This window comes from Jonesia denitrificans DSM 20603 (genome assembly GCF_000024065.1).
GTDB classification, from domain to species: domain Bacteria; phylum Actinomycetota; class Actinomycetes; order Actinomycetales; family Cellulomonadaceae; genus Jonesia; species Jonesia denitrificans.
On the sequence record NC_013174.1, the window covers coordinates 992455 to 1015806 of the forward strand.

Annotated in this window: 20 protein-coding genes and 1 tRNA gene; 10 read left to right on the top strand and 11 right to left on the bottom strand. The window is 57.2% G+C overall.

Features of this window, described 5'->3' with window-relative positions; all coding sequences use genetic code 11:
* The first annotated feature begins 67 nt into the window (after positions 1-67).
* Positions 68-2218 carry a 4-alpha-glucanotransferase gene (locus tag JDEN_RS04715; protein ID WP_015771225.1) on the top strand — a complete coding sequence of 717 codons (2151 nt, stop codon included), beginning with the start codon at positions 68-70 and terminating at the stop codon, positions 2216-2218.
* Here JDEN_RS04715 and JDEN_RS12955 read toward each other — a convergent pair.
* A complete protein-coding gene (locus JDEN_RS12955) occupies positions 2207-3238 on the bottom strand; it encodes a toxin-antitoxin system YwqK family antitoxin (protein ID WP_049754425.1) in 1032 nt (343 codons plus the stop codon). The two genes, JDEN_RS04715 and JDEN_RS12955, sit on opposite strands and share 12 nt — an antisense overlap.
* 95 nt (positions 3239-3333) lie before the next feature.
* The gene (gene pepN / locus JDEN_RS04725) at positions 3334-5883 is read right to left on the bottom strand and encodes an aminopeptidase N (RefSeq protein ID WP_015771227.1); all 2550 of its coding nucleotides are present in this window, start codon (positions 5881-5883) and stop codon (positions 3334-3336) included.
* 153 nt (positions 5884-6036) lie between these two features.
* Between pepN and JDEN_RS04730 the strand changes: the two genes are divergently transcribed.
* Together JDEN_RS04730 and JDEN_RS04735 are read left to right on the top strand one after the other, a co-directional pair.
* Positions 6037-6648 carry a mycothiol-dependent nitroreductase Rv2466c family protein gene (locus tag JDEN_RS04730; RefSeq protein ID WP_015771228.1) on the top strand — a complete coding sequence of 204 codons (612 nt, stop codon included), beginning with the start codon at positions 6037-6039 and terminating at the stop codon, positions 6646-6648.
* Positions 6649-6742: 94 nt separating this feature from the next.
* Positions 6743-7357, top strand: a complete 615-nt coding sequence (locus tag JDEN_RS04735) for a hypothetical protein (protein WP_015771229.1) — start codon at positions 6743-6745, stop codon at positions 7355-7357.
* A gap of 75 nt (positions 7358-7432) precedes the next feature.
* Here JDEN_RS04735 and JDEN_RS04740 read toward each other — a convergent pair whose 3' ends face one another.
* Entirely contained in the window at positions 7433-9430 is a 1998-nt protein-coding gene (locus JDEN_RS04740) for a M13 family metallopeptidase (protein WP_015771230.1), read from the bottom strand.
* 73 nt (positions 9431-9503) lie between these two features.
* Here JDEN_RS04740 and JDEN_RS04745 point away from each other — a divergent pair, with 73 nt between their 5' ends.
* Complete coding sequence (locus JDEN_RS04745; RefSeq protein WP_015771231.1) at positions 9504-9956, top strand: ribose-5-phosphate isomerase; 453 nt, start codon at positions 9504-9506, stop codon at positions 9954-9956.
* The gene (locus tag JDEN_RS04750; protein ID WP_015771232.1) at positions 9957-10988 is read left to right on the top strand and encodes an Fpg/Nei family DNA glycosylase; all 1032 of its coding nucleotides are present in this window, start codon (positions 9957-9959) and stop codon (positions 10986-10988) included.
* Here JDEN_RS04750 and JDEN_RS04755 read toward each other — a convergent pair.
* From JDEN_RS04755 to JDEN_RS04775, 5 genes are all read right to left on the bottom strand, one after another.
* Positions 10971-12296: a GNAT family N-acetyltransferase gene (locus JDEN_RS04755; RefSeq protein ID WP_015771233.1), complete on the bottom strand. Its 1326-nt coding sequence runs from the start codon at positions 12294-12296 to the stop codon at positions 10971-10973. The genes JDEN_RS04750 and JDEN_RS04755 overlap by 18 nt on opposite strands.
* Positions 12297-12336: 40 nt before the next feature.
* Positions 12337-13455 carry an LLM class F420-dependent oxidoreductase gene (locus JDEN_RS04760; RefSeq protein ID WP_015771234.1) on the bottom strand — a complete coding sequence of 373 codons (1119 nt, stop codon included), beginning with the start codon at positions 13453-13455 and terminating at the stop codon, positions 12337-12339.
* A 110-nt stretch (positions 13456-13565) separates the two neighbouring features.
* Positions 13566-14168, bottom strand: a complete 603-nt coding sequence (gene epsC / locus JDEN_RS04765) for a serine O-acetyltransferase EpsC (RefSeq protein ID WP_226926600.1) — start codon at positions 14166-14168, stop codon at positions 13566-13568.
* Positions 14169-14271: 103 nt separating this feature from the next.
* Complete coding sequence (cysK, locus tag JDEN_RS04770; RefSeq protein ID WP_015771236.1) at positions 14272-15207, bottom strand: cysteine synthase A; 936 nt, start codon at positions 15205-15207, stop codon at positions 14272-14274.
* A gap of 521 nt (positions 15208-15728) precedes the next feature.
* Positions 15729-15802 (bottom strand) — tRNA-Gly (locus JDEN_RS04775).
* Between the two features lie 246 nt (positions 15803-16048).
* Here JDEN_RS04775 and tig point away from each other — a divergent pair.
* From tig to JDEN_RS04800, 5 genes are all read left to right on the top strand, one after another.
* Entirely contained in the window at positions 16049-17416 is a 1368-nt protein-coding gene (tig, locus tag JDEN_RS04780) for a trigger factor (RefSeq protein WP_015771238.1), read from the top strand.
* 183 nt (positions 17417-17599) lie between these two features.
* Positions 17600-18223: an ATP-dependent Clp protease proteolytic subunit gene (locus JDEN_RS04785; RefSeq protein ID WP_015771239.1), complete on the top strand. Its 624-nt coding sequence runs from the start codon at positions 17600-17602 to the stop codon at positions 18221-18223.
* Positions 18224-18251: 28 nt separating this feature from the next.
* Positions 18252-18959, top strand: a complete 708-nt coding sequence (locus tag JDEN_RS04790) for an ATP-dependent Clp protease proteolytic subunit (RefSeq protein WP_015771240.1) — start codon at positions 18252-18254, stop codon at positions 18957-18959.
* 141 nt (positions 18960-19100) lie between these two features.
* Positions 19101-20378: an ATP-dependent Clp protease ATP-binding subunit ClpX gene (gene clpX, locus JDEN_RS04795; RefSeq protein WP_015771241.1), complete on the top strand. Its 1278-nt coding sequence runs from the start codon at positions 19101-19103 to the stop codon at positions 20376-20378.
* A gap of 5 nt (positions 20379-20383) precedes the next feature.
* The gene (locus JDEN_RS04800; RefSeq protein ID WP_015771242.1) at positions 20384-20743 is read left to right on the top strand and encodes a chorismate mutase; all 360 of its coding nucleotides are present in this window, start codon (positions 20384-20386) and stop codon (positions 20741-20743) included.
* A gap of 88 nt (positions 20744-20831) precedes the next feature.
* On the opposite strand, the gene JDEN_RS04805 is transcribed toward JDEN_RS04800, so the two are convergent.
* The 3 genes from JDEN_RS04805 to JDEN_RS04815 are packed head-to-tail and all read right to left on the bottom strand — an operon-like array spanning position 20832 to position 23223.
* The gene (locus JDEN_RS04805; protein WP_015771243.1) at positions 20832-21614 is read right to left on the bottom strand and encodes an amino acid ABC transporter ATP-binding protein; all 783 of its coding nucleotides are present in this window, start codon (positions 21612-21614) and stop codon (positions 20832-20834) included.
* Complete coding sequence (locus JDEN_RS04810) at positions 21611-22450, bottom strand: amino acid ABC transporter permease (protein ID WP_015771244.1); 840 nt, start codon at positions 22448-22450, stop codon at positions 21611-21613. Before JDEN_RS04810 ends, JDEN_RS04805 begins: the two co-directional genes overlap by 4 nt.
* Complete coding sequence (locus tag JDEN_RS04815) at positions 22447-23223, bottom strand: transporter substrate-binding domain-containing protein (protein ID WP_015771245.1); 777 nt, start codon at positions 23221-23223, stop codon at positions 22447-22449. Before JDEN_RS04815 ends, JDEN_RS04810 begins: the two co-directional genes overlap by 4 nt.
* Positions 23224-23352: the final 129 nt, after the last annotated feature.

Sequence of the window (23352 nt, forward strand, 5' to 3'; positions counted from 1 at the left end):
GTGATCAACCCGCGTCACACGCGCGTTTTTCCGGTGATTCTGGCATCATCGGCGTCAGGAGGTAAACGTGGATCAAGGCGAGCAACTGAACACGGTGTGCGACACGTACCGGGTGGAACGACCCCATAGGTCTGTTCCATCATCGGCGATTGTCCGCGTTCTTGGTGCGTTCGGGATCGACATCAGTACACCAGGCCAACTGGCCGTCGCGGCCGCGGCCTGCGCAGACGAACCATGGCGCACCATGGCACCCCCCATGGTCGTTGCTGACCGCCCAAGTGTTCACGTCCCCATCCACGTTTTCGCAGGAGACCCAGTCAGCGTCACACTCGACGCCAATGGCACCCAGGTTCACCTCACACCCGCCCGCGGTCACACAACCGACGTCGAAACTCGACGAGTAGACGGAGTCGTTGTCGAACGTCGCATGTACGCACTCCCCACCTCCCTACCCGTTGGTTTCGCCCATCTCACCGTGACCAGTGAGGGACGATCGCAACGCAGCCTCATTATCGTGCCACCTATGCCCTCCGCTCGATCTCACACCCACAAAGACAACGACACCAACCGTGACATCGGAATGTCCTGGGAACTTGGTGCCTTGGCTAGTGACCGTAGTTGGGGAATCGGTGACTGGCTTGACGCGCGCGACGTTGCAGGGTGGGCACACACCATGGGTGCCCAGTACGTCTATCCCGATCCGCACCGGCTATCGCCCCAACAACGGTGGGATCAACCAACCGACGGCGTCACATTCCTTGACCCCTTGTATCTTCGAGTTGAAGACATTGATGAATACGCGTACCTGTCCACACCAGACCGCACCCTTGTCACGTGGGCAAAAGACGATCCGGCAGTCACGAGAGGGCTACGCGCCGGCAACCTCGATGACATCGCTCGCGCCAAAGTGCGGGCTGCACGAGTCATTTTCAACGCCGGGTTATCACCAGCCCGCAGGTACCAATTTGACGCTTTCTGCGTCCAAGGCGGACGTCACCTGCGGGTCTACGCAGCCTGGTGTGCACTCGTCCGTTATTCAGATAACCCGTGGAACCCTGATCGTTTCTTCTCCCTCTCCGACCCGCAACTCAACGACACAGCGGCACACTTCGCCCCCGATGTTGAGTTCTTCATGTGGTTGCAATGGATCCTCACCCGACAACTGGCTGCGGTCCACCGCCAACTGTCGTGGCACACCTTCGGGCTCGCCCGACCCCTGTGGCTCCATGCAGCCAAAGGCAGCATCGAAGAGTGGTTTGTCCGAGGAACAGTGATCAGTGGAACACGAAACGCCCCCGGTGTTGACACTGTTGCCAACACTGTCGTGTGCAACCCCCTTGATACTGAACGCAGCGGACTGGTGCAACTGCGCGCAACTGTGCGTCGAGTTGCACAACACTGCGGAGCAATAGTCATCCAAGACCCTCAAGCGTTCTTCACCTCACGTCTCACAGCCGACGGTCACACCATCACCATCCGGCACGACGCACGCTCCCGCATAGCCGCCGTCATCACCGAAGCTGCCCTAGCTGGGGTCCACGTATGGGCTAACGACCGTGATCTGACTCAGGAGCAGCGACAAGAGCTGACAGCAGCGGGCATCGTGGTAAGAACTATGGTCTTGGGCGACGCCGGCGTGGATGCCAGCGCCCTAGGGCGCGATCGTGATGCTGGGCGCATCGAATGTGTGTCCACATGGGCAACAGGACCATTGGCTGCCCGTCTTGATGGCACCGACCTCCACGCGGTCACGGACGTGGCTGATATTGGTCACACACCCACACGCCAATCAGAGCGAGCGTTTCACCGCCGTCAGTTGGCAACCGCGGTTGGGGCGGACCCAGAGAAGAATCCCACAGCATGGTCGCTCGTCACAGACGTGTACCGTAGGGTTGCCCAGCGTGGGCTGACAGACATCCACCTTGCCGATGCGCTCGGAGTGTCAACACTGTCAGTGTCAGTTGGATCACCAACACAATCCGTTGATGCGCGAAGCCCGCTTAGTGACTTCCCTGTTGTCCTTGGCGGGTACCGTGACAGTGGTGGGGCGCTGCTCAGCGTGGACGATGTGTGGAATAGTGCCCGTGCCGCTTACCTTGTGAACTCACTGACGCGCGGAGTAATCACTGATGCGGTCTCTCCGCGTCAGAAGAACACGCAGGATGCACCAACTGAGGTCTCCGAGTCAACACCTCCATCCACACGGTCACCGGCGTAGCCAGCGCCCTTTACGCGTGTGACGACGAGTTGAACGCACTGACCCATCCTCGTGGAAGGTGAACCAGTCACCAACTTTTTCGCCGTCATGGAACGTCCCCTGGTCAAGGATGCGCCCATTGGTGTAGTAACGGATCCACGGGCCTTCTTGCCGATTGTGGATGAACGAGCCTTCTTGGAGGAGGAGCCCGTGATCTCGAAACCAGATCCACGGCCCATCGAGCTGGTCGTCCACATACCAGCCAGCAGCCTTCAGTGCGCCAGATTTGTACCAAAAAAGCCACGGACCAATCCGCTGCCCGGCTTGAACCGCTCCCACCCCTGAGCGGTCGCCTGCAGCGAAAGTTTCCGTGGTCACTGAGGCGCCAGCACTTAACTCAAGGTCAGCGATCAAACTTTCCAACCGCTGCACAATGCTGGACACAGCAAACTGTGACGACTCAATTTGATCACGCGGGAGTTCTTCGACTTCCCGCACCCGCAAACCGAGGTTTGCGTCGCGAAGCGCCGCAATCAATTCATCATTTGCTAACCGGAACTTCGCACGGTGCTGCAACGTAAACGCATACGTCTCATACATGTCACGCCGCTGTGCATCGCCTGATCGAAGGCACACGATGTGGGCCGAAGTCACACACGCATCAAACAAATCAGCGGCTTGCCCAAAGCGCTCAGCGCTGTCGGCACTGTTCCACTGCAAAGCGGTGGCAAAACGCAGCGCTGGGCGAATCAATTCTGGAGCAATCACCGGGACAGGCCGGCCCTCCTCCAACGCAGTAATGATGTCGTCACCCCCACGAAGCCGCAAAGAACCCCGCGCAATCTCCTCCGCGCGCGTGTATTGCTCTGACATGCGCAGCCACTGAATAAGTTCAGCAACAATCTGTGCGCGCTGCTCACGTTGATCCGCAAGGTCACGATAACGAGCCAACAGAGCGTTGGCGTACTCACGTGCAGCATCGACATCGGCAGGAACCTCACGCAAAGTTGTGGGGTCCCAAGAAAAGGTAGGGCGATCCATAGCCTTCACATTACCGTTCAACACTGCACCCGATCATGACCACAACACAAGGGGCGCACCCTGGTGGGCACGCCCCTTGGCATAAGCATGATCAATCAGATACGGTCAGCGCGTTGGACAGCCAACGCACGGTCCACATCGGCAAGACACTCCACAACAACACGACGCAACGCAGGTGCAGCATCTGCGTGCTCACTCAACCAGCGATGCGCGGCGTCAGAAAGTTCTTGTGAGGCAAGCGGCGTGGGGAACAAACCAGTGATGATCTGGCTGGCCATGTGGAATGAACGCTCACTCCACAACCGTTCCAAACTCTCAAAGTACGGCTCCACCAGTGCTTCCACGACGTCGGCATCAAGGACATGAACGAATCCCTGAGCGGTGGCACGCGCAATCGCATTCGTTGCGTCCGTGTCAACCACCAGTGAATCAAACGCTGCCCGCTTACCCTCAGGCGTGGGCAGTGCGGCACGTGCCCGGGCGGCAGCCTGAGCACCGGAGGCTGTTGAATCCGCCTCGAACGCCGCATCAATGTCGCGTGAATCCGCGTGGCCTGACAGCACCAACCCTTCAAGTAGTTCCCATCGAAGGTCAGTGTCAATGGTTAGCCCCTCGAGAGCGATGGTTCCCTCAAGTAGATCGCGAAGGGCTTGCTGTTGTTCGTCGCCAACGGGCAAAGCAGCCAGGTACTTCACGAATTGGAACTGCGCATCTGACCCTGGTGCGGCTTCACGTGCAAGGTCCCACAAACGCGAGGACACCAAGTGCATCGCTTCTTTCCTACGTGCGGGTGCCACATACATCCGTGCAGCGGTCACAACCTGAGCGAGAGTAGTGCGAAGTGTGGTGGACTCAGTTTCGCGACCAATGTGGTTGAGAACGAGGGCCACATAGTCTGAGGCGGGGAACTCCCCATCCCGGGTGGCGTCCCACAGTGCCGCCCACACCAAAGAACGGGCGAGCGGTGCGGAGATGTCAGACAACCTCTGCGCTGCAACAGTCAGTGACTCACTGTCAAACCGAATCTTGGCGTAGGCCAGGTCATCGTCATTGAGGAGGATCAACGCTGGTCGGCGTGTCCCTTCCAGTTCTGTGACACGTGTTGTTGCACCTTCAACGTCCAATTCGACGCGGTGGGTCCGTACGAGCGCATCACTGTCATCGACGCTGTAGAAACCAACTGCCATGCGGTGTGGCCGAAGCGTGGGGTAGTCAGGTGTGGCGGTTTGCTCAATAACAAACGAGGTGATCGTGCCGTGTTCGTCCACCTCCACACGTGGTGACAGTGTGTTCACCCCAGCAGTTTCCAGCCACAATGAAGCCCATGACGTCAGTTCACGGCCTGAGGTTTTCTCCAGTTCACGAAGGAGGTCGCCAAGTTCAGTGTTCCCCCAGGCGTGTGTGGTGAAGTAGGCGGACACACCCGCCATGAACTGTTCCAACCCCACCCATGCAACGAGTTGTTTGAGCACTGACCCACCTTTGGCGTAGGTGATTCCGTCGAAGTTCACGTACACATCTTCGAGGTCGTTGATGGGGGCGACGATTGGGTGGGTGGAGGGCAGCTGATCTTGCCGGTACGCCCAGGTTTTTTCCATGGCGTTGAACGTGGTCCAGGCCTCATGCCACTGAGTTGCTTCGGCGGTCGCAAGTGTGGAGGCCCATTCTGCGAAGGATTCGTTGAGCCACAGGTCGTTCCACCACTTCATGGTGACAAGGTCACCAAACCACATGTGGGCAAGTTCGTGCAGGATGGTGACAACACGGCGTTCTTTGATGGCGTCTGTGACTTTGGACCGGAACACATAGGTTTCGGTGAAGGTCACACACCCTGCGTTTTCCATGGCTCCTGCGTTGAACTCAGGAACGAACAGTTGGTCGTATTTTTCAAAGGGGTAGGGCACCTGGAATTGGCTTTCAAAGAATTCAAAGCCGCGCCGGGTGATGTCGATGATCTCGTCAGTGTCGAGGTGCTCCGCCATTGATGCGCGGCTGAACACTCCAAGAGGGATGGTGCGTCCGTCACTGGAGGTCAGTTCGGAGCGGGTCACCGTGTAGGGCCCGGCCACAAGCGCCGTGATGTAACTGGAGATGCGCGGTGTCGCGGGGAACTGCCACGTGGCGGTGTCGTTGTCGTGGGCCACAGGCTGTGGTGTGGGTTGGTTGGACACCACTTCCCACCGGCTTGGTGCAGTGACAGTGAACTGGAATGTTGCTTTGAGGTCTGGTTGTTCAAAGACCGCGAACATTCGGCGGGCGTCGGGGACTTCGAACTGGGTGTAGAGGTACACCTCGTTGTCAACGGGGTCAACAAACCTGTGTAGACCTTCTCCCGTGTTCATGTACCGGCAGTGTGCTGTGACCGTCAACGTGTTGGTAGCGGTGAGGTCGTTGAGGGAGATGCGTGAGTCGTGGAAGACGCTTTGCGGGTCCAGGGATCTTCCGTTGAGGGTGATGGTGTCAATGGACTCAGCAATCAGGTCGATAAAGGTGGACGACCCTGGTTGTGCGGTGAAGTTGACTGTGGTTGTCGACACGAAGGTGTCACCGGGGGCGGTGACATCAATAGTGACTTGGTAGGAATCCACTGCGATGAGCGTGGAGCGTTGTTCCGCTTCGAGACGGGTGAGATTTTGTCCAGGCAAAAGAGCCTCCTTGACTCGTTGACGCCAGAGGCGAGCCGCCGGTGGGCAGGCTGCATCGTCTACTATTCTTTCACGTTCTCACCCAGCGCAGGTGGGAAGACCTCACGTAGCGTGGGGTTGATGAGTGTCGTCGAACGGAGGGTGTGAGAGATCGTGTCTGAGGTACAGACTGCTGCCGCTGATATGTGGTTTGATCCGATGTGCCCGTGGGCATGGATGACATCTCGGTGGCTGACCGAGGTGGAGAAGGTGCGTCCGGTGCGGGTGCGTTGGCATGTGATGAGTTTGTCGGTGCTCAATGAGGGGCGTGACTTGCCAGCTGATTATCGTGCTTTGATGGACGACGGTTGGGGAGCGGTGCGTGTGGTGACTGCGGCTGGGCAGGAGGTTGGTGACCATGTGGTGAAGCCGTTGTATGACGCGATGGGGACCCGTTTTCATCCTGGAGGTCGTACTGACCGCCGTGTTGTGGTGCAGGAGTCGCTGGCAGAGGTTGGTCTTGATCCTGACCTGATGGACGCGTATGACTCCACAGCCTGGGATGAGTCGCTTCGGGCATCTCACCGTCGTGGGATTGACCAGGTCGGTGAGGATGTGGGAACACCGATTGTCGCTGTCAACGGGGTCGCCTTTTTTGGCCCTGTGGTGACTCCAGCTCCCCGTGGCGAAGATGCTGGGCGGCTGTGGGATGGGTGCATTCTTGTGGCAGGGACCCCAGGGTTTTTTGAATTGAAACGAACACGCACCCAAGGACCACAGTTCTGACGACATATATGTGGGGAGTGGTCACCACCTCGTCGTTCGTGGTGACTACTGCCCGCTACCGTGGGACCGTACCCGTTACTCCAAGCAGGAATTTATGTCACGTACACAGCACACCAACTTTTCCGCCGATGAGCGTAGCCCGTGGTTGACCACACGGTTCAAACCCTTGGTCACGTCACTGATTGCGGTCGACGTTCTCCTTGTCGTCGTGGCGATCGTTGTCGCGGTGAATGTTTTTGGTCAAGGGGAAACCCCGCCACCGTCTCCTACCGCGCAGCCCTCACAAAGCGCCCCGAGCGACCCGGTGGAACAAACAAGTGATGATGCTTCTGCTGCCACTGAGGACCTGGAGGTGTCGGGCGCCCGAAAATTTGCCTCACCCAGTGGCAATATCTCGTGCACTATCTCCGCAGTGGGGGCAGAATGTGGGATCGCTGCGTTGAATAATCCTCCCTCAGAAGGAGCTGGTCAGTGTGAGGGCTTTGTGGGGTACGTGGTCCAGTTGAACGCCTCCGGTGTAGTGGTGCCCTGCGTGGAGCGTGCAGACTTACCTGGTTCAGCAAACCCCAACGCAGAGTTCCTCGACTACGGTGACAAGATTGACATTAACAACTTCACCTGTGTTTCGGAGCGCTCAGGCATGAAGTGCACTGATGTGAATACGGGCAGCGGATTTTCTATTGCACGTGCGGGGATTTCTCAGTTCTAACGGAAGAACCTGTGAATAGGTCATGGCCGCTGCATGTGTGCAGCGGCCATGACCTATTCGAGTGAGCTGTGGCTTTTACCAGATGCGTACTCGTTGATCGGCTGACAAGTAGAGCGCGTCCCCTTCAGCAACATCAAATGCCTCGTAGAACTCGTCAATGTTTGCCGCGATCTGATTGCACCGGAACTCCGCAGGAGAGTGAGGGTCAGTGGCCAGCCGTTGGATCATCAGTTCATCATGCATCTTGGTGCGCCACACCTGCGCCCACGAGTAGAACACTCGTTGGAGACCGGTGAGCCCGTCAATGACTGGGGCGTCATCAAGTGAACCACCCAAAGACAGGGCGTAGGCTTTCAGCGCGATGGACAGCCCGCCCAAGTCGCCAATGTTCTCTCCAATGGTTAAGGCGCCGTTGACTGTGTTGTCTGAGGAAAGCTGAGCTGGAGATAGTGCGTTGTATTGTTCGATGAGGGCGGTGGTTCGTTTCTCAAACTCGCGACGGTCAGTGTCTGTCCACCAACTCACCAGTCGCCCATCGCCATCATATTTGGATCCCTGGTCATCAAAACCGTGTCCGATCTCGTGCCCGATGACTGCCCCAATACCGCCAAAGTTCGCGGCATCTTCCGCCTGTGGGTCAAAGAAGGGAGGCTGAAGAATCGCGGCCGGGAACACGATCTCATTCATTGACGAGTTGTAATATGCGTTGACCGTTTGTGGGGTCATGTGCCACTCATCGTGATCGATGGGTTGACCGATCTTGGCAAGTTCACGGTCAAGATCAACCTCGTTAGAACGGCGAATGTTGCCCACCAGGTCCGTGGGATCAATCACGAGCTGTGAGTAATCACGCCATTTGACGGGATACCCGATTTTGGGTGTGAACTTCTCAAGTTTGGCCAGAGCTTTGGTTTTTGTTTCCTCACTCATCCAGTCCAACTCAGTGATGGAAAGCCGGTACGCCTCAATGAGGTGACCAACAAGTCGTTCCATATGTGTTTTATGCGACGGTGGGAAGTGCCGGTCAACATAGACACGCCCCACTGCTTCTCCCAACGCGCCTTCAACCACAGAAACGGCACGCTTCCACCGTTCGCGAACTGCCTGCGCGCCAGAAAGAGTGCGCCCGTAAAAATCGAAATTCTCCTCAACAAGTTCATCAGTGAGGAACGCAGCCCGCCCAGAAATCGTATGGAAGGTGAACCAGGCCATCCACGCATCGTGAGGCTGAGTCACCCAAACACGTGCGAAACCAGAAAAGAACGACGGTTCCCGGGCAACAACCATGTCCATAGCGCCAGGGGGCACGCCAAGAGCTGACGCCCACGAGTCTGTATCAAACCCATCAAGCAACCCCACAAACTCAGACCACGTCATCGGGTTATAGGTCGCTTCAGAGTCACGATCCTTGACAACATCCCAATGGTGGCTGGCAAGCGCAGTCTCTAATGCGAGAACCTGTGCGGCCGCATCTGTGCTGGCCTCGTCACTGTACCGCCCGCTGTGGCGCAGCATCGAGGCGATGTGCGCTTGGTACTTCTCCCGCACTGGCGCGTACTGGTCCTCGCGGTAATACGATTCATCTGGCAAGCCCAACCCACCCTGGTAGAGGTAGGCGCGGTACACCGTTGGATCGTCAGAGTCGTTGTCGACATAGAAGTTGAACGCAGACAACGCACCCGTGCGCTGCAACGCTCCCAACGCGCGGGCACGCCCACTGAGTGTGTCTGCGCTGTTCAGAACGGTCCAGTCCTGATCCAACGGAGCCAAACCCGCCTGCTGGATCTGATCTACATCCATGAAACTGCGGTACAAACCGCCAATTTGGGCTTCGACCCCACCGTGAGCACCGGCAGAGGCGCCACCAAGTTCCTCGATAATCTCGCGCACCTGAGCTTCCGCCTGGTCATACAACGCGCGAAAAGCGCCATCAGAGGCGCGATCCTCAGGGATCACATACGTGTCAAGCCATGTGCCGTTCACATGGCGGAACAAATCATCGGCCACACGAACGTTCGGGTTGAACGCTGCGACATCGATGCCGGACAAGGAAGACGTTGTGTTGTCGGTCATGAAACCACCCTAAAACATATTGCAGGATGAACCAGCCACCACAAACCCCCCTCAATGAGAGAAGATAAGAACCATGCGTGTACACATTGCTTCAGATCATGCCGGATTCAAGCTCAAGGCGTACCTCATCGCTCACCTCGCAGAGCAAGGCCACGACGTTGTGGATCACGGCGCCCACCACTACGACGCTCTCGACGACTACCCCTCCTTCTGCTTCGACGCAGCGCAAGCAGTCGTTGACGAACCTGACACCCTCGGCATCGTCATCGGCGGGTCAGGGAACGGCGAACAAATCGCCGCCAACAAAGTCAACGGAGTACGTGCCGTCTTGGCATGGTCAACCACCACCGCACAACTTGGCCGCCAACACAACAACGCCAACGTCATCGCCATCGGAGCGCGCCAACACACAGTAGAAGAAGCCGCATCCTTCGTTGACGCCTTCCTCAACGAGCCCTTTTCCCAAGACCCACGCCACCAACGCCGCATCGACCAACTTGCCCAGTACGAGGCAACCCGTTCCTAAATGCCAGAAGGTCACACCGTCCACCGACTCGCCCGCACGTTCGCAAACGTTTTCGGGGGACACACAGTTCACGTCACCAGCCCACAAGGACGGTTTGAACAAGGAGCTGCGCTCCTCAACGGAGCGCAGCTCGTTCACGCCCAAGCCTACGGAAAACACCTGTTCCTTGGGTTTACTCCCACACCAAACAAAACCAACGTCACCCACACGGACGAACCACCACCCGAATCACTGCGGTGGTTGCGCGTCCACCTAGGTCTCTACGGTTCCTGGACCTTTGCCGCCCACCCCAACACCCCCATCGCGCACGCCATTGGGGCACCACGGCGGCGCATCGGCGAACGCGAACACAACCTCACCCCCGACCAACCAGAGCCCCACGACACCTGGACCATACCCGAACCCCGCGGACAAGTTCGCGTCCGCATCGCCACCGCACACGCGGTCGCTGACCTCACCGGACCAACCGCATGTGAAGTGCTCACCTACGAACAAACCCGCCATCACATCAACCAACTTGGCCCCGACCCCATTCGAGACGACGCCGACCCCCAACGATTCCTCACCGCGGTCAACCGGTCCCGCAGCGCAATCGGAGGCCTTCTCATGAACCAAAAAACCATCGCCGGTGTCGGCAACATTTACCGAGCAGAAGCACTATTTCGTGCACGACTATCCCCCTACACACCAGGCAACACGATCCCAACGCACACCCTCACCGCACTGTGGAACGACCTTGTCACCCTCATGCGGCAAGGAGCCCACACCGGAGCGATCGTCACCACTCACTCCGCAGACCGAAACACCACACCACCTGCCCCCAACAACCCACGCAGCCGCACACGACAAAATACTGACCACACACCCGACGCCATCCCCACCGACCAGGCGTTCTACGTCTACCAACGCCACGGTCAACCATGCCGACGCTGTGGGACACCCATCGCGCTCGCGGACATGCAAGCCCGCAAACTCTACTGGTGCCCCACATGCCAATCAACCAGTGGTGAGGTGCTAGAACACCCAGCTTGAGCAGGGGGCAAGAGGCCACGCCATCGCACTTGATAGCTGTGCGAGGGCCTGCGGTGTGTCAGCTGTGACCAAGCCACCAGCAGCCAGTGACGCAGCGCTGACTCCACCCAGGTACAAGGCGGAGAGCTCGCGGATGTCTAGGGTCACATCGGCTGGAGCGTCAGTGCGTTCAACCCGTGGTGCGTCATGGCCGTGTGGCCCCCCAAATGGTTGAGCGCGCACCCGCCAGCAGCCAGCGTTGTGTGGGAGCATGTCATCGGTGACCTCAAGGACAAGGTCGATCGATCCGCTGTATTGGCGGGCGCTCAACGCTGCTGGTAGGTCAAGGATCCGCACCCACACATTGTCCACCACGGTCATCCCGATGGAACGGTTGTTGTTCAACTGGGTGATGATGGGGTCATCGGTCGGCAGCATGAATGCGGTCACCTCCGAGGTCAGGTCGAGGTCAAGCAGCGTTGTCCACAGCGTGTGGGAGGCAGCCGGGTCGAGGGCAACAACTTCGCCGGCGTCGACTCGTCCTTGTGGCCCGGTGTTCTGCCATGACATTGTTCTGCGGAACCGTGTGTACCCAACTGGTGTCCCGTTGCGTTCCACCACGATGATGCGTTGTGGCTCCTTACCTGGTGTTAACGAGATGGTGTGATGGTGGGCTGCTACGAGCGCGGGGGTGTCTCGGGTGACCCACCCAGGTCGATTCAGTCCTGTCCCGCCGACATTGCGGCCAGCGGCTTTGTGAACTGTTTCGATGAGTTGTGTGTGCTGGGTTGGGTCGTAGGTTTCGATGCGGATGGTCAGTGGTTCGTGCGTTGATGACGCGTGTTCTTGGAGGCTGGTGGGGGTTGTGGGGGTGAGGGGGCGCAGTGCTGCACCCCGGCCAAAGGTGCATCGCACATCAAAGGCCGCCGCCCCATAGCCAAAGCGCCCGTAGATGGTTGGTTCGGCAGCAAAGAGAACGGAGATCGCTTCACCGGCCTGCGTGGAGAGTCGGAAGTGTTCGGCGATCATTGCTCGCAGAATGCCTCGCCGGCGGTATTGAGGCTGGACCCCCACCCAGGTGAGACCACCGGCTCGAATGTCGCCTCCTGGGGTGGGGAACTGACTGAACTCATAGGACGCATGGAACGCGGCTATCTGTCCGTGTTGGTCGCGGACGATGACGGCACGCTCGTCCTCGTACGGCTGGGGGAGGGTGAGGAGGTCCGACACGGGGTGGGTGCTGGCCACCACGAGCGAGTTATACGTGAGTACTTCGGCTCGGTCCGCGGTTGTCGGTTGGGTAAAAGAAAAACCAGTGGGTAGTGTCATAGTCTCAACTCAACATGTCACCGCATGTCTTGGCTAGTATTTATTGCCGATGCGCCCCGTGCGTTGGTGGGGTGGTCTGCGTTTGGGCCAGAGCGGTCTTCATGGCGGTAGCTTCCATGACCCCCCGTATTGCTTGTGCATCGCCTTGAATGAGAAGCGAAGTGACCGCAGTTGCATCCCATTGAGCGAGAGCGGCGGCAATGCGAGGTATGGGGCCAACGAGTGCAACGTCGTCGATGAGCTCTAGCGGTATTTCTGCAGCAGCTTTGTCTTTGTCCCCTTGCTGGTAAAGGCGGGTGACATCGCGGCATACATCTTCGTACCCAAGCCTTTCTACAGCTGCGCGATGGTAGTTCGCGCTTTGTGATCCCATCCCACCAATGTAGAGGGCAAAAAAGGGGCGGATCTTTTCTAAGGCTGTGTCAAGGTCGTCGGCAACGACAACGGGCACGGTTGCTGACACTTCGAACGCGTCGGTGGGACTGAGGGCGCTGTCACGACGTGCGAACCCTTCAGATAAATAGTTCCGGAACTCTGCGTCTCGTTTCGGGGAATAAAACAGAGGGAGCCAGCCGTCACACAACTCGGCAGCAAGCGCGATGTTTTTAGGTCCTTCAGCAGCAAGGTGCAGCGGAAGGTTGCTGCGCAAGGGGTGGACTGTGGACTTGAGTGGCTTTCCCCCGCCCACGATACCTGTTGTGGCTTGATCTGAGCCTGGACGGGGGGATAACGGCAGGGAGTAAAAGTGGCCTTGGTGTTCAACGGGGTGCTGGCGTGCGATGACGTCTCGAACAATGGAAATATACTCGCGGGTGCGCGCGAGGGGACGCGCGTAGGGTTGACCGTACCATCCCTCAACGACTTGAGGGCCGGACGCCCCAAGCCCCATAATGAACCGTCCTTGGCTCAGGTGGTCCATGGTGATCGCTGCCATGGCCGCTGCAGTGGGTGTGCGGGCACTCATTTGCATCACCGCTGTTCCCAGCCGAATGTGGGAGGTGCGGGCACCCCACCAGGCCAGTGGTGTCAGTGCATCGGAACCGTACGCCTCTGAGGTCCAGAGAGAATCGACCCCTAGGGTGTCGCACAGTGTGTACAAGTCCTGGGCATGTGGGGGAGCGGATGCTTGCCAATAGCCGGTGTTGACGCCAATACGCATAAAAATCCTCGTCTTTGAAGAGCCTCACCGTTGAGGTTGTTGTCCACCTTACCCAACAGTGGTGGCTGCGCATTCTTGTGTATTCGTGCGGTGTTGATGCGTGGGGATGGCTAAATAAAGATTGCAGGGTCTTCGCAATGCTCGACGATGGGCGCGCTCGTGGGGCGGCCCTTGATTTGGGCGGGGACACCGACTGCAACAGCGTGGGAGGGAACGTCTTTCACCACGACCGCATTAGCCCCTATTTGTGCGTGATCGCCAACCCAGATGGGACCAAGGACTTTAGCGCCAGCCCCAATGACAACACCGTTACCAATGGTGGGGTGGCGTTTTCCATGTGTCATGGATCGCCCGCCGAGTGTGACTCCATGGAATAAAGTGACGTCGTCCCCGACGACTGCAGTTTCACCGATGACCACACCCATCCCGTGATCGATAAACAGGCGCCGGCCAAGGACCGCGCCGGGGTGGATTTCTACCCCTGTCAGTGACCTGGTGATTTGGGATAAGACACGGGCGGCAAGTTTCAGCGGTGCCCACTGCCACATGGCATGGGTGAGACGGTGGGACCACAGCGCGTGAAGCCCAGGGTAGCCAAGGACAATTTCGAACCGACTGCGGGCAGCGGGGTCCCGGTCGCGTGCTGCTTGGAGGTCTTCAGCAAGAAGTTTCCATGGGGCAGTCATCGAGTCACGTCCTTGAGTGGTGGTCATTACGCCAGTGCTGGCTTCGGTTGGCCGAGCACCAGGGGTGGTGGGGATCGAAGACAACAACGATGCGGGTGGAGCGAAATATTCCGCTCCACCCGGAGGCGTATTAGTCGAGGAGGTCGGCGTACAGGATCGAGGTAAGGTAACGCTCCCCAAACGATGGGATGATCACCACGATGTTCTTCCCGTTGTTTTCTTCTCGCTTGGCTACTTCGAGGGCGGCAGCAAGTGCCGCACCTGAGGAAAGACCAACGAGGAGCCCTTCTTCTTTGGCGGCACGGCGTGCGTACTCAACGGCAGTGTCGGCGTTGATGTCGATCACTTCGTTGTAAATAGTTGTGTCAAGAATCTCAGGTACGAAGTTCGCGCCGATGCCTTGAATCTTGTGCGGGCCTGGAGCGCCACCGTTCAAGATGGCGGACTCTTCAGGCTCAACGGCGATGACCTGCACCTCAGGCTTGCGCTCTTTGAGGTATTGACCGGCGCCTGAGATTGTCCCGCCTGTGCCGATTCCTGCAACCAGAATGTCCACTTCACCGTCGGTGTCAGTCCAGATCTCTGGTCCGGTGGTTGCTTTGTGGATTTCCAGGTTTGCTTGGTTAGCGAACTGACGGGCAAGGATCGCACCGTCACGTTCTGCCACAATACGGTCGGCTTCGTCGACCGCTCCTTTCATCCCACCTGATCCAGGAGTCAAAATGAGCTCTGCCCCAAATGCGCGAAGAAGTGCGCGCCGCTCCTTGGACATTGTCTCGGGCATCGTGAGCACAACGTTGTATCCGCGTGCTGCACCCACCATCGCTAGCGCAATTCCGGTGTTTCCTGAGGTTGCTTCAACGATTGTTCCCCCGGGCTTGAGTTGTCCGGATTCTTCGGCGGCGTTGATGATGGCCACGCCAATGCGGTCTTTCACGGAGTTTGCGGGGTTGTAGAACTCTAATTTCGCAAAGATGTTTGCGCCCACTCCCTCGGTGAGGCGGTTGATGCGAACAAGGGGAGTGTTGCCAACGAGTTTGGTGACGTCGTCGAAAATGCGTGCCATGGTGTCCTCTTCATCAGGGGGTCATCGGTGAGTGCCCACGTGGGGCGCATCCGCATCATGTAACTGAGTGAAACTTCCACTGCCGGTCAGATGACGTCGGACGCAGGGAAACGAGCGCTGGCTTTGCCTGAAGTTGACAAGGACAGCGCTCTAGAGACAGCAACAAGTCAATAAGCATGCGGAGGGGGTGACACGGCGGTGATGGGTGTTCACCACGTTCCCTCCTAGCTTTCTGTTCATCTCTTCCTGGCGAGGTCGCTCTGCAGAGCGAGGTGACTGCCGCACAGGAGAGTCTGACTGGACTCTATGAGTCTGGCACAGTCATGTCCAGCGTGCACCCGCCATGCGAGACATCATGTTACGCAGCGAAAACTATCGATGCGTCCGCGTCGCGAACGAGGTCGTGCACGGTAGAGGTGCGCATCACAGCTCGGAAAAAACTCTAGCGGTGCGGAATGAAGACCAAGCACAAGTGGAGGGAAGAGAATAAAAAAGGAGGACCCGAAGGTCCTCCTTGTCAGTGGAGCGGGCGACGAGAATCGAACTCGCGTCATTAGTTTGGAAGACTAAGGCTTTACCATTAAGCTACGCCCGCAGCTGCTCAACCATTCTATGGGGGAAGAGCGCGAAGTCAAAAACGAAACCGTGTGACTCGCGTCTCCTTCGTTATGGCGATAGAACAACTCACGCATCGAGGACTGGGGTCGCCGTGACGATTTCATGCGCGATAGCGTAGGATTCTTCAGTTGGGCCACTTTCATTGAGATAAATGATTGGTGCCCACACGACCAGACATCCTGCCGAACTCACCGGCACCACGCAATAGTTGGAGATCATCGAAGTGAAGAGCACCGTCGAGACCCTAGACCCGACCAAGGCCAAGCTGACGGTCGAGGTGGAGTACGACGAGCTCCAGCCAGCGATCGAGCACGCCTACACCCACATTGCTCAGGACATCACCATTCCTGGGTTCCGCAAGGGCAAGGTGCCGCCACGCATCATTGACCAGCGCATCGGACGCGCAGCAGTGCTGGAGCACGCAGTCAACGAAGCCCTCCCAGGCTTCTACCGCGACGCACTCGCGCAGTCAGAGTTGCGGCCGTTGGGGCAACCGTCCGTTGAGGTCACCAAGGTTCCTCTTGGCGACGACGAGCAGGGAAACCTCGAATTCGTGGTCGAGCTTGAAGTTCGCCCAGACTTCGACCTGCCAGAGCTTGACGGCTTGAGCCTCCAAGTCCCTAACGTCACCGTGTCCGACGAGGACGTAGAAGAGCGTCTGACATCGCTTCGCGAGCGTTTCGGTACCCTGGTGGGCGTTGACCGTCCTGCTGCTGACGGTGACTTCGTCGTCATTGACCTCACCGCGAAAATTGGTGACGAAACCGTTGATTCTGTTTCCGGAATTTCCTACGAAATTGGCACCGGCAACATGCTTGAAGGTCTCGATGAGGCACTGACAGGGTTGTCCGCTGACGAGACCACCACGTTCACTGCTCCACTTGCTGGCGGTGACCACGCTGGTGAGGAGGCAACGGTGACGGTGACCGCAACAGCGGTCAAGGAACGTCAACTGCCAGAGGCAGATGACGACTTCGCGCAAATGGCCTCTGAGTTTGACACCATTGACGAACTCAAAGACGACCTCCGCGAGCAGGCGAAGAACGCAGCTGCGTCCAACCAGGCTGTCGCCGCACGTGATCTTCTCGTTGCGGAACTCAACAAGGTTGAGTTCCCACTGCCAGCTGGCGTCATTGAGGCTGAAGTGAACCGTCACCTCGAGGGAGAAGGGCGCCTTGAGGACGACGAGCACCGTGCGGAGGTTACTCAAGAGACCACCACTGCGCTCAAGAACCAACTTCTTCTTGACACACTCGCAGAGAAGCTCGAAGTGAAGGTTGCTCAGCAGGAGCTTCTTGACTACCTCATCTCTGCGTCACGCCAGTACGGCATGGATCCACAGCAGTTCATTTCCACCCTTGACCAACAGGGTCAAATCCCTGCCATGGTCGGTGAAGTGGCACGTTCGAAGTCGCTGGCTGTTGCACTTCGGTCAATCGAAGTCAAGGACGAGGATGGGAACGTTGTTGACCTGTCTGAGTTCATCGGCTCGGACGAAGACGATGCTGCCGCTGAAGAGATTGCCAAAGCCGCCCAACAGGCAGCAGAGGGCGACTCTGAAGAGCAAGCAACTGAGGACGCCTCACACTGATCACCAACGTGACACGCTGTGAACGGTGGGCCGGACCTTTCTTGAGGTTCCGGCCCACAGCCGTGTGCGCAGGAAACGGCTGTGCGCCTTGAGCGAAACAATGCATTTGCGGGAGTGAATCCCATGGCACACGCGTTAAGGTCAAGGCAGCACTCAAGAAAAATCCGTGGAACAGGAGACAGCGTGAACGAGCAGATGCCTGCAAGCGCCCAGGGCGAAGGCAATGGGTTCGCACTCAACGACTCGATCTACAACCGGCTACTCAAAGAACGCATCATTTGGCTCGGATCAGAAGTGCGCGATGAGAACGCGAACGCTATCTGCGCACAAATGCTCTTGCTCGCCGCTGAGGACCCTGACAAAGACATTTACCTGTACATCAACTCGCCCGGTGGCTCCATCACCGCAGGGATGGCCATTTACGACACGATGCAGTTCATCAAACCAGATGTCGTGACCGTTGCCATGGGAATGGCTGCCTCAATGGGGCAGTTCCTGTTGTCCTCAGGGAAGCGCGGTAAGCGATTCGCTACCCCGCATGCTCGCGTCATGATGCACCAACCCTCTGGGGGGATTGGCGGGACCGCAACAGATATCCGTATCAATGCGCAACTTATTCTTCATATGAAGAAAGTTCTTGCCGAATTGATTGCGGAACAAACCGGCAAGACTGTGGAACAAATCAACACAGACTCCGACCGTGACCGCTGGTTCACAGCCCAAGAAGCGTTGGAATACGGCTTCATCGACCACATCGTTGAGCACGCTGGATCAATTTCCGGGTCCAAGCCGTCCTCTGACGACTGATCCGACAGCGGACAAGGAGACTTAATTCATGAGCTACGAATCTCAGTTCATCGCCCGAGCCCAACGACTTGCCGGTCCCAACGGTGTGCCTTTTGGTGGTGCTCCCACCCCGTCTTCACGGTATGTGTTGCCCCAGTTCGAGGAGCGCACTGCGTACGGGTTTAAGCGCCAAGACCCATACACCAAGCTGTTTGAAGACCGCATCATCTTCTTGGGGGTGCAAGTTGATGACGCATCCGCAGATGACGTCATGGCACAACTGCTTGTTCTTGAGTCGCAAGAACCAAACCGTGACATCATCTTGTACATCAACTCACCGGGTGGTTCATTCACCGCGATGACCGCGATCTACGACACCATGCAGTACATCACCTCCGAGGTGCAAACTGTGTGTCTTGGGCAAGCGGCGTCCTCAGCGGCTGTCTTACTCGCGGCTGGAAGCCCCGGCAAGCGCCTTGCGCTGCCCAACGCGCGTGTACTCATCCACCAGCCGTCACTGTCTGGTGGAGGGTATGCACAAGCCTCGGATATTGAAATTCACGCCAACGAAATCTTGCGGATGCGTGAATGGCTTGAGGACACTCTCGCGGTGCACACAGGCAAACCGATTGACGAGATTCGCACTGATATTGAGCGAGACAAGATCCTGTCCGCTCAAGAAGCTGTGGAGTATGGTCTTGTCGACCAGGTTCTTGAGTCCCGCAAGGCGCAACGGATCGCGCAAGCGCACGACTGACATGTGATCATAGGAATATTTCAGACCACCGGTGAGTTGCCGATAAGGTATTCACCGGTGGTGTGACATATTGGACCTGGAACCAACACGCGGTGACAACGCACCCAACCCCGATGGCGGGGCTTGCGAAGGAGGCAATCTGTGACACGTCTAGGTGACGGTGCCGACCTGCTGAAGTGTTCTTTCTGTGGAAAGTCTCAAAAGCAGGTGAAGAAACTCATCGCTGGTTCAGGGGTGTATATCTGCGACGAGTGCATTGAATTGTGCAATGAAATTATCGAGGAAGAACTCAACGAAGCTGTAGAGAGCGGCTTGGGAGAATTGCCTAAGCCTCAAGAGATTTTTGATTTCCTTGAAGAGTATATTGTCGGCCAAGACACAGCGAAAAAATCCCTCGCTGTTGCTGTGTACAACCACTACAAACGTATTACGGCAACCGATGCACCTAAAGTTGGTGACAACCACGACGACATTGATCTCGCTAAGTCCAATATTTTGCTCATAGGCCCCACTGGGTGTGGGAAGACCTACCTCGCTCAAACACTTGCGCGCATGCTTAACGTGCCGTTCGCGATCGCTGATGCAACGGCCCTGACAGAAGCTGGATACGTCGGCGAAGATGTTGAAAACATCCTTCTGAAGCTGATCCAGGCTGCAGATTTTGATGTGAAGAAAGCAGAAACCGGCATCATCTATATCGATGAGATAGACAAGATCGCTCGTAAAGCTGAGAACCCATCGATCACCCGTGATGTGTCAGGCGAAGGCGTGCAGCAAGCTTTACTGAAAATCATCGAAGGAACAACAGCATCAGTACCTCCTCAAGGTGGGCGTAAACATCCACACCAGGAATTCATCACCATCGACACCTCAAACGTTCTGTTTATTGTTGCAGGAGCATTCGCCGGACTCGAAGACATTATTTCGCAACGCACCGGGAAGCGTGGTATCGGTTTCGGGGCACCGCTTGCGCTCCCCGGTGACAGTGCAAACATTTTGTCGCGCGTGATGCCAGAAGACCTGCACAAGTTTGGGTTGATTCCCGAGTTCATTGGGCGTCTTCCCGTCATGACAACGGTCAATGAACTCGATGTTGATGCGTTGGTGTCAATTTTGACTGAACCACGTAACGCTCTTGTCAAGCAATATCGAAAAATGTTCGCCCTTGACGACGTCGACCTCGAATTCACTGACGACGCAATACGTGCAGTGGCGGAACAGGCCCTGTTGCGGGGAACTGGGGCTCGCGGGTTGCGATCAATTCTTGAGGAGGTTCTCCAACAGGTCATGTTTGAAGTGCCCTCTCGCACGGATGTTGAGAAAGTTCTCATTACCCGTGAGGTCGTCCTTGATAAGGTGTATCCCACCCTCGTCCCACGAACCGATGCGGGCCGTGAAGCCCGTGAAAAGAGCGCGTAACAACTGTGAATGAGACTCCTGCAACCGGTGATGACCCAACGGCAGACCCTGCTATTCGGCAAGAAATCCTGAGTCTTCGTGCGTCCATTGACAATATTGACGCAGCACTCATGCATTTGTTGTCTGAACGGTTTAAATTCACGCACCGCGTTGGGGAACTCAAAGCGCAAGCTGGTGTGCTGCCTGCAGACCCCGCGCGTGACCGTGAGCAAATTCAACGTCTCACCTCGATCGCTGATCAGGCTGGTTTAGACCCACAGTTCGCGGAGAAGTTCCGCGATTTCATCGTTTCCGAAGTGATCCGGCATCACAAACGGATTGCAGAGGAGTATGGAGAGGTTCGCCCATTGGACACCTACTCTTGAAGAGAATTCTTCGAGTGACTGTCGCTCCACATGTTTGAGGGGCCTGAGCGTGGTGCTCAGGCCCCTCAAATTTTGCCCGTGCGGGGCGTTATCGGTCAGTGTCTGTCAACGATGCGTGAGTGGGGTCCAGCACGCGCTTGAGGAACTGTTGGGTGCGTTCCTGAGACGGTGAGTTAATCACCTGTTCCGCGGGGCCTTCCTCAACGATGACACCTTGATCCATAAACACCACCCGATCCGCCACATCACGCGCGAAAGCCATTTCGTGGGTGACTACAAGCATGGTCATGCCTTGTTCGGCCAACTCACGCATCACAGTGAGAACATCTCCGACTAATTCGGGATCTAACGCTGACGTTGGTTCGTCAAACAGCATCAGTTCAGGGTCCATCGACAGTGCGCGAGCGATGGCCACTCGCTGCTGTTGCCCACCCGATAGCTGCCGGGGGTAGGAGGAGCCACGATCGCCAAGGCCGACCCGTTCGAGGTTCAGGTGGGCGATACGCTCTGCTTCCTTTTTTCCTCGACCCAAGACGCGGCGTTGTGCGATGGTGCAGTTCTCAAGCACTGTCATGTGTGCGAATAGGTTGAACTGTTGGAAAACCATCCCAACACGGGAACGGAGGTCGTCAATGTCAATATCGGGTTCATGATCATCAGCGGCGATGGTCTGACCCAGCACGGTGACAGTACCGGATGTTGCGTGCTCCAGTTGGTTCACACAGCGAAGAAGTGTTGATTTGCCCGATCCTGACGGGCCGATGAGGCAGACAACTTCACCAGCATTGATCGTTACATCGATTCCGGTCAGTACTTCGCGCTCACCATAGGATTTGTGGAGCTGATGGATGTTGACGATGGGCTGTGTCATCGGGACCCTCCGGTTTTCTTTTCAAGCCAGCGGGCAAGGAAGCCAAGCGGGATGGTGATGCACAGGTAGGCGGCTCCAACAACGAAGAGCCCTGTTAATCCGCCGATTCCTGAGTTCAGGGTGTCGCGACCAACCTTGGTCAGGTCATAGGCCGCTGCAGACAGGCCAAGGAGGTAGACCAGGGAGGTGTCTTTGGTCAGCAAGATGAGTTCGTTTGTCATCGGAGGCAGCACGATACGGAATGCTTGTGGGAGCGTGACAGTGAGCATTGTGCGCATGGGGGACATGCCTAGTGAACGCGCTGCTTCGATCTGTCCGGGCGGTACTGCTTGGATTCCTGCACGAATGGTTTCGGCAATGTATGCCGAGGACACGATCCCCAACGCGAGTGCGGCTTTGGCTGTGATGGAGTCAATGCGCACTCCAAAGGCGATAGGGACTGCAAATCCTACGGTGAAAACAACAAGGAGGGCAGGGATGCCGCGGAAAAACTCAATCCATCCGGTGGCGATCCACCGGTAGAGCCCCACTGAAGACAACCGCATGAGTGCCAGGAGAATACCAAGAGCTAGTCCAAGGGCAAAGGCAAGGACCGTGTAGGTGATGGTATTCAGTGCGGCACCTGGAAGCTGCGGGAGCATGTGACGGGCAACATCAACGTTGAAAAGGTTGGTTGCGATCCGCTGCCAGTCCGCAGTGAGGGAAGCGATGAGGACCACGAGCGCGAGAAGTGCATACTGAACTGCTTGGGACATTCGCGCGCGTTGTCTTGGGGTGAGGCGACGTCGGCGCGGTGCCGGGCGTGGTTGTCGTGTTGCAGGTGACGTGTCACTCATTCGGCTGACTCAGCTCCAGTGTGGGCTTCGACGATGGCCTCAAGTCGGCCGGACTCGGTGATCCGGGTTAGGGTGTTGTTCACGGCTGTGACGAGTTCAGGGTTGGTTTTCTTCACCCCAAAACCGTATTGCTCGTCAGTTTGTTCGATGTAGCCAATGGTGAGTTCGTCGGTCACGTAGGGTGCGAGTGTTCCTACGTCGGCGATTGCCGCGTCAGTTTGGCCAGTCGCTACTGCTTGGACAACCAGTCCGAGGTCCTCAAAGACTGTTGCGTTCAGGCCTTGTTCCTCTGCGAGTGATGCGCCAGTGGTTTCGATTTGGACGGCTACGCTTTGACCGTTGAGGTCCTCCAGGGAGGCGACTGTGGTTCCTGCGGTCACGAGGACCCCTTGGTTAGCGTCATAGTAGGGGTTGGAGAATGAGAAGCGTTCTTCACGTTCCTCGGTGATGGTCATGCCCGTGGCGATGATGTCGCATTGGTTTGATTCTAGTGACGCACCGGATTCCATGGCGTCGAATGCGGCTTCCACAATGGATAGTTCAAGGTCGAGGTCGGTGGCGACTTCAGCCATGATGTCCATGTCGATGCCCACGATCTCACCGGCATCTGTTTTGTATTCGAAGGGTTCAAACGGTGGGTTTGTGCACACAGTGAGGGTGTTTTGGTTGACGAGCGCGATACCGCTCTCCGTTTCCGTGCTCTGGGTGCTGGAGCATGCGGTCATGCTGAGGGCAAGCAGTGCGGTCGCGGTGAAGGCTGTTGTCCGGTTCATGGTGGTCCTTTGATCGGTGGGTCTCTGCCCAAGATCATACCTATACATAGGCGTGCATGACTAATCACTGCACGGGTTATTTCTCACAGCACACGTGGAGGAAGGTCAGCGCCTGCGCAGAGAGTGCAG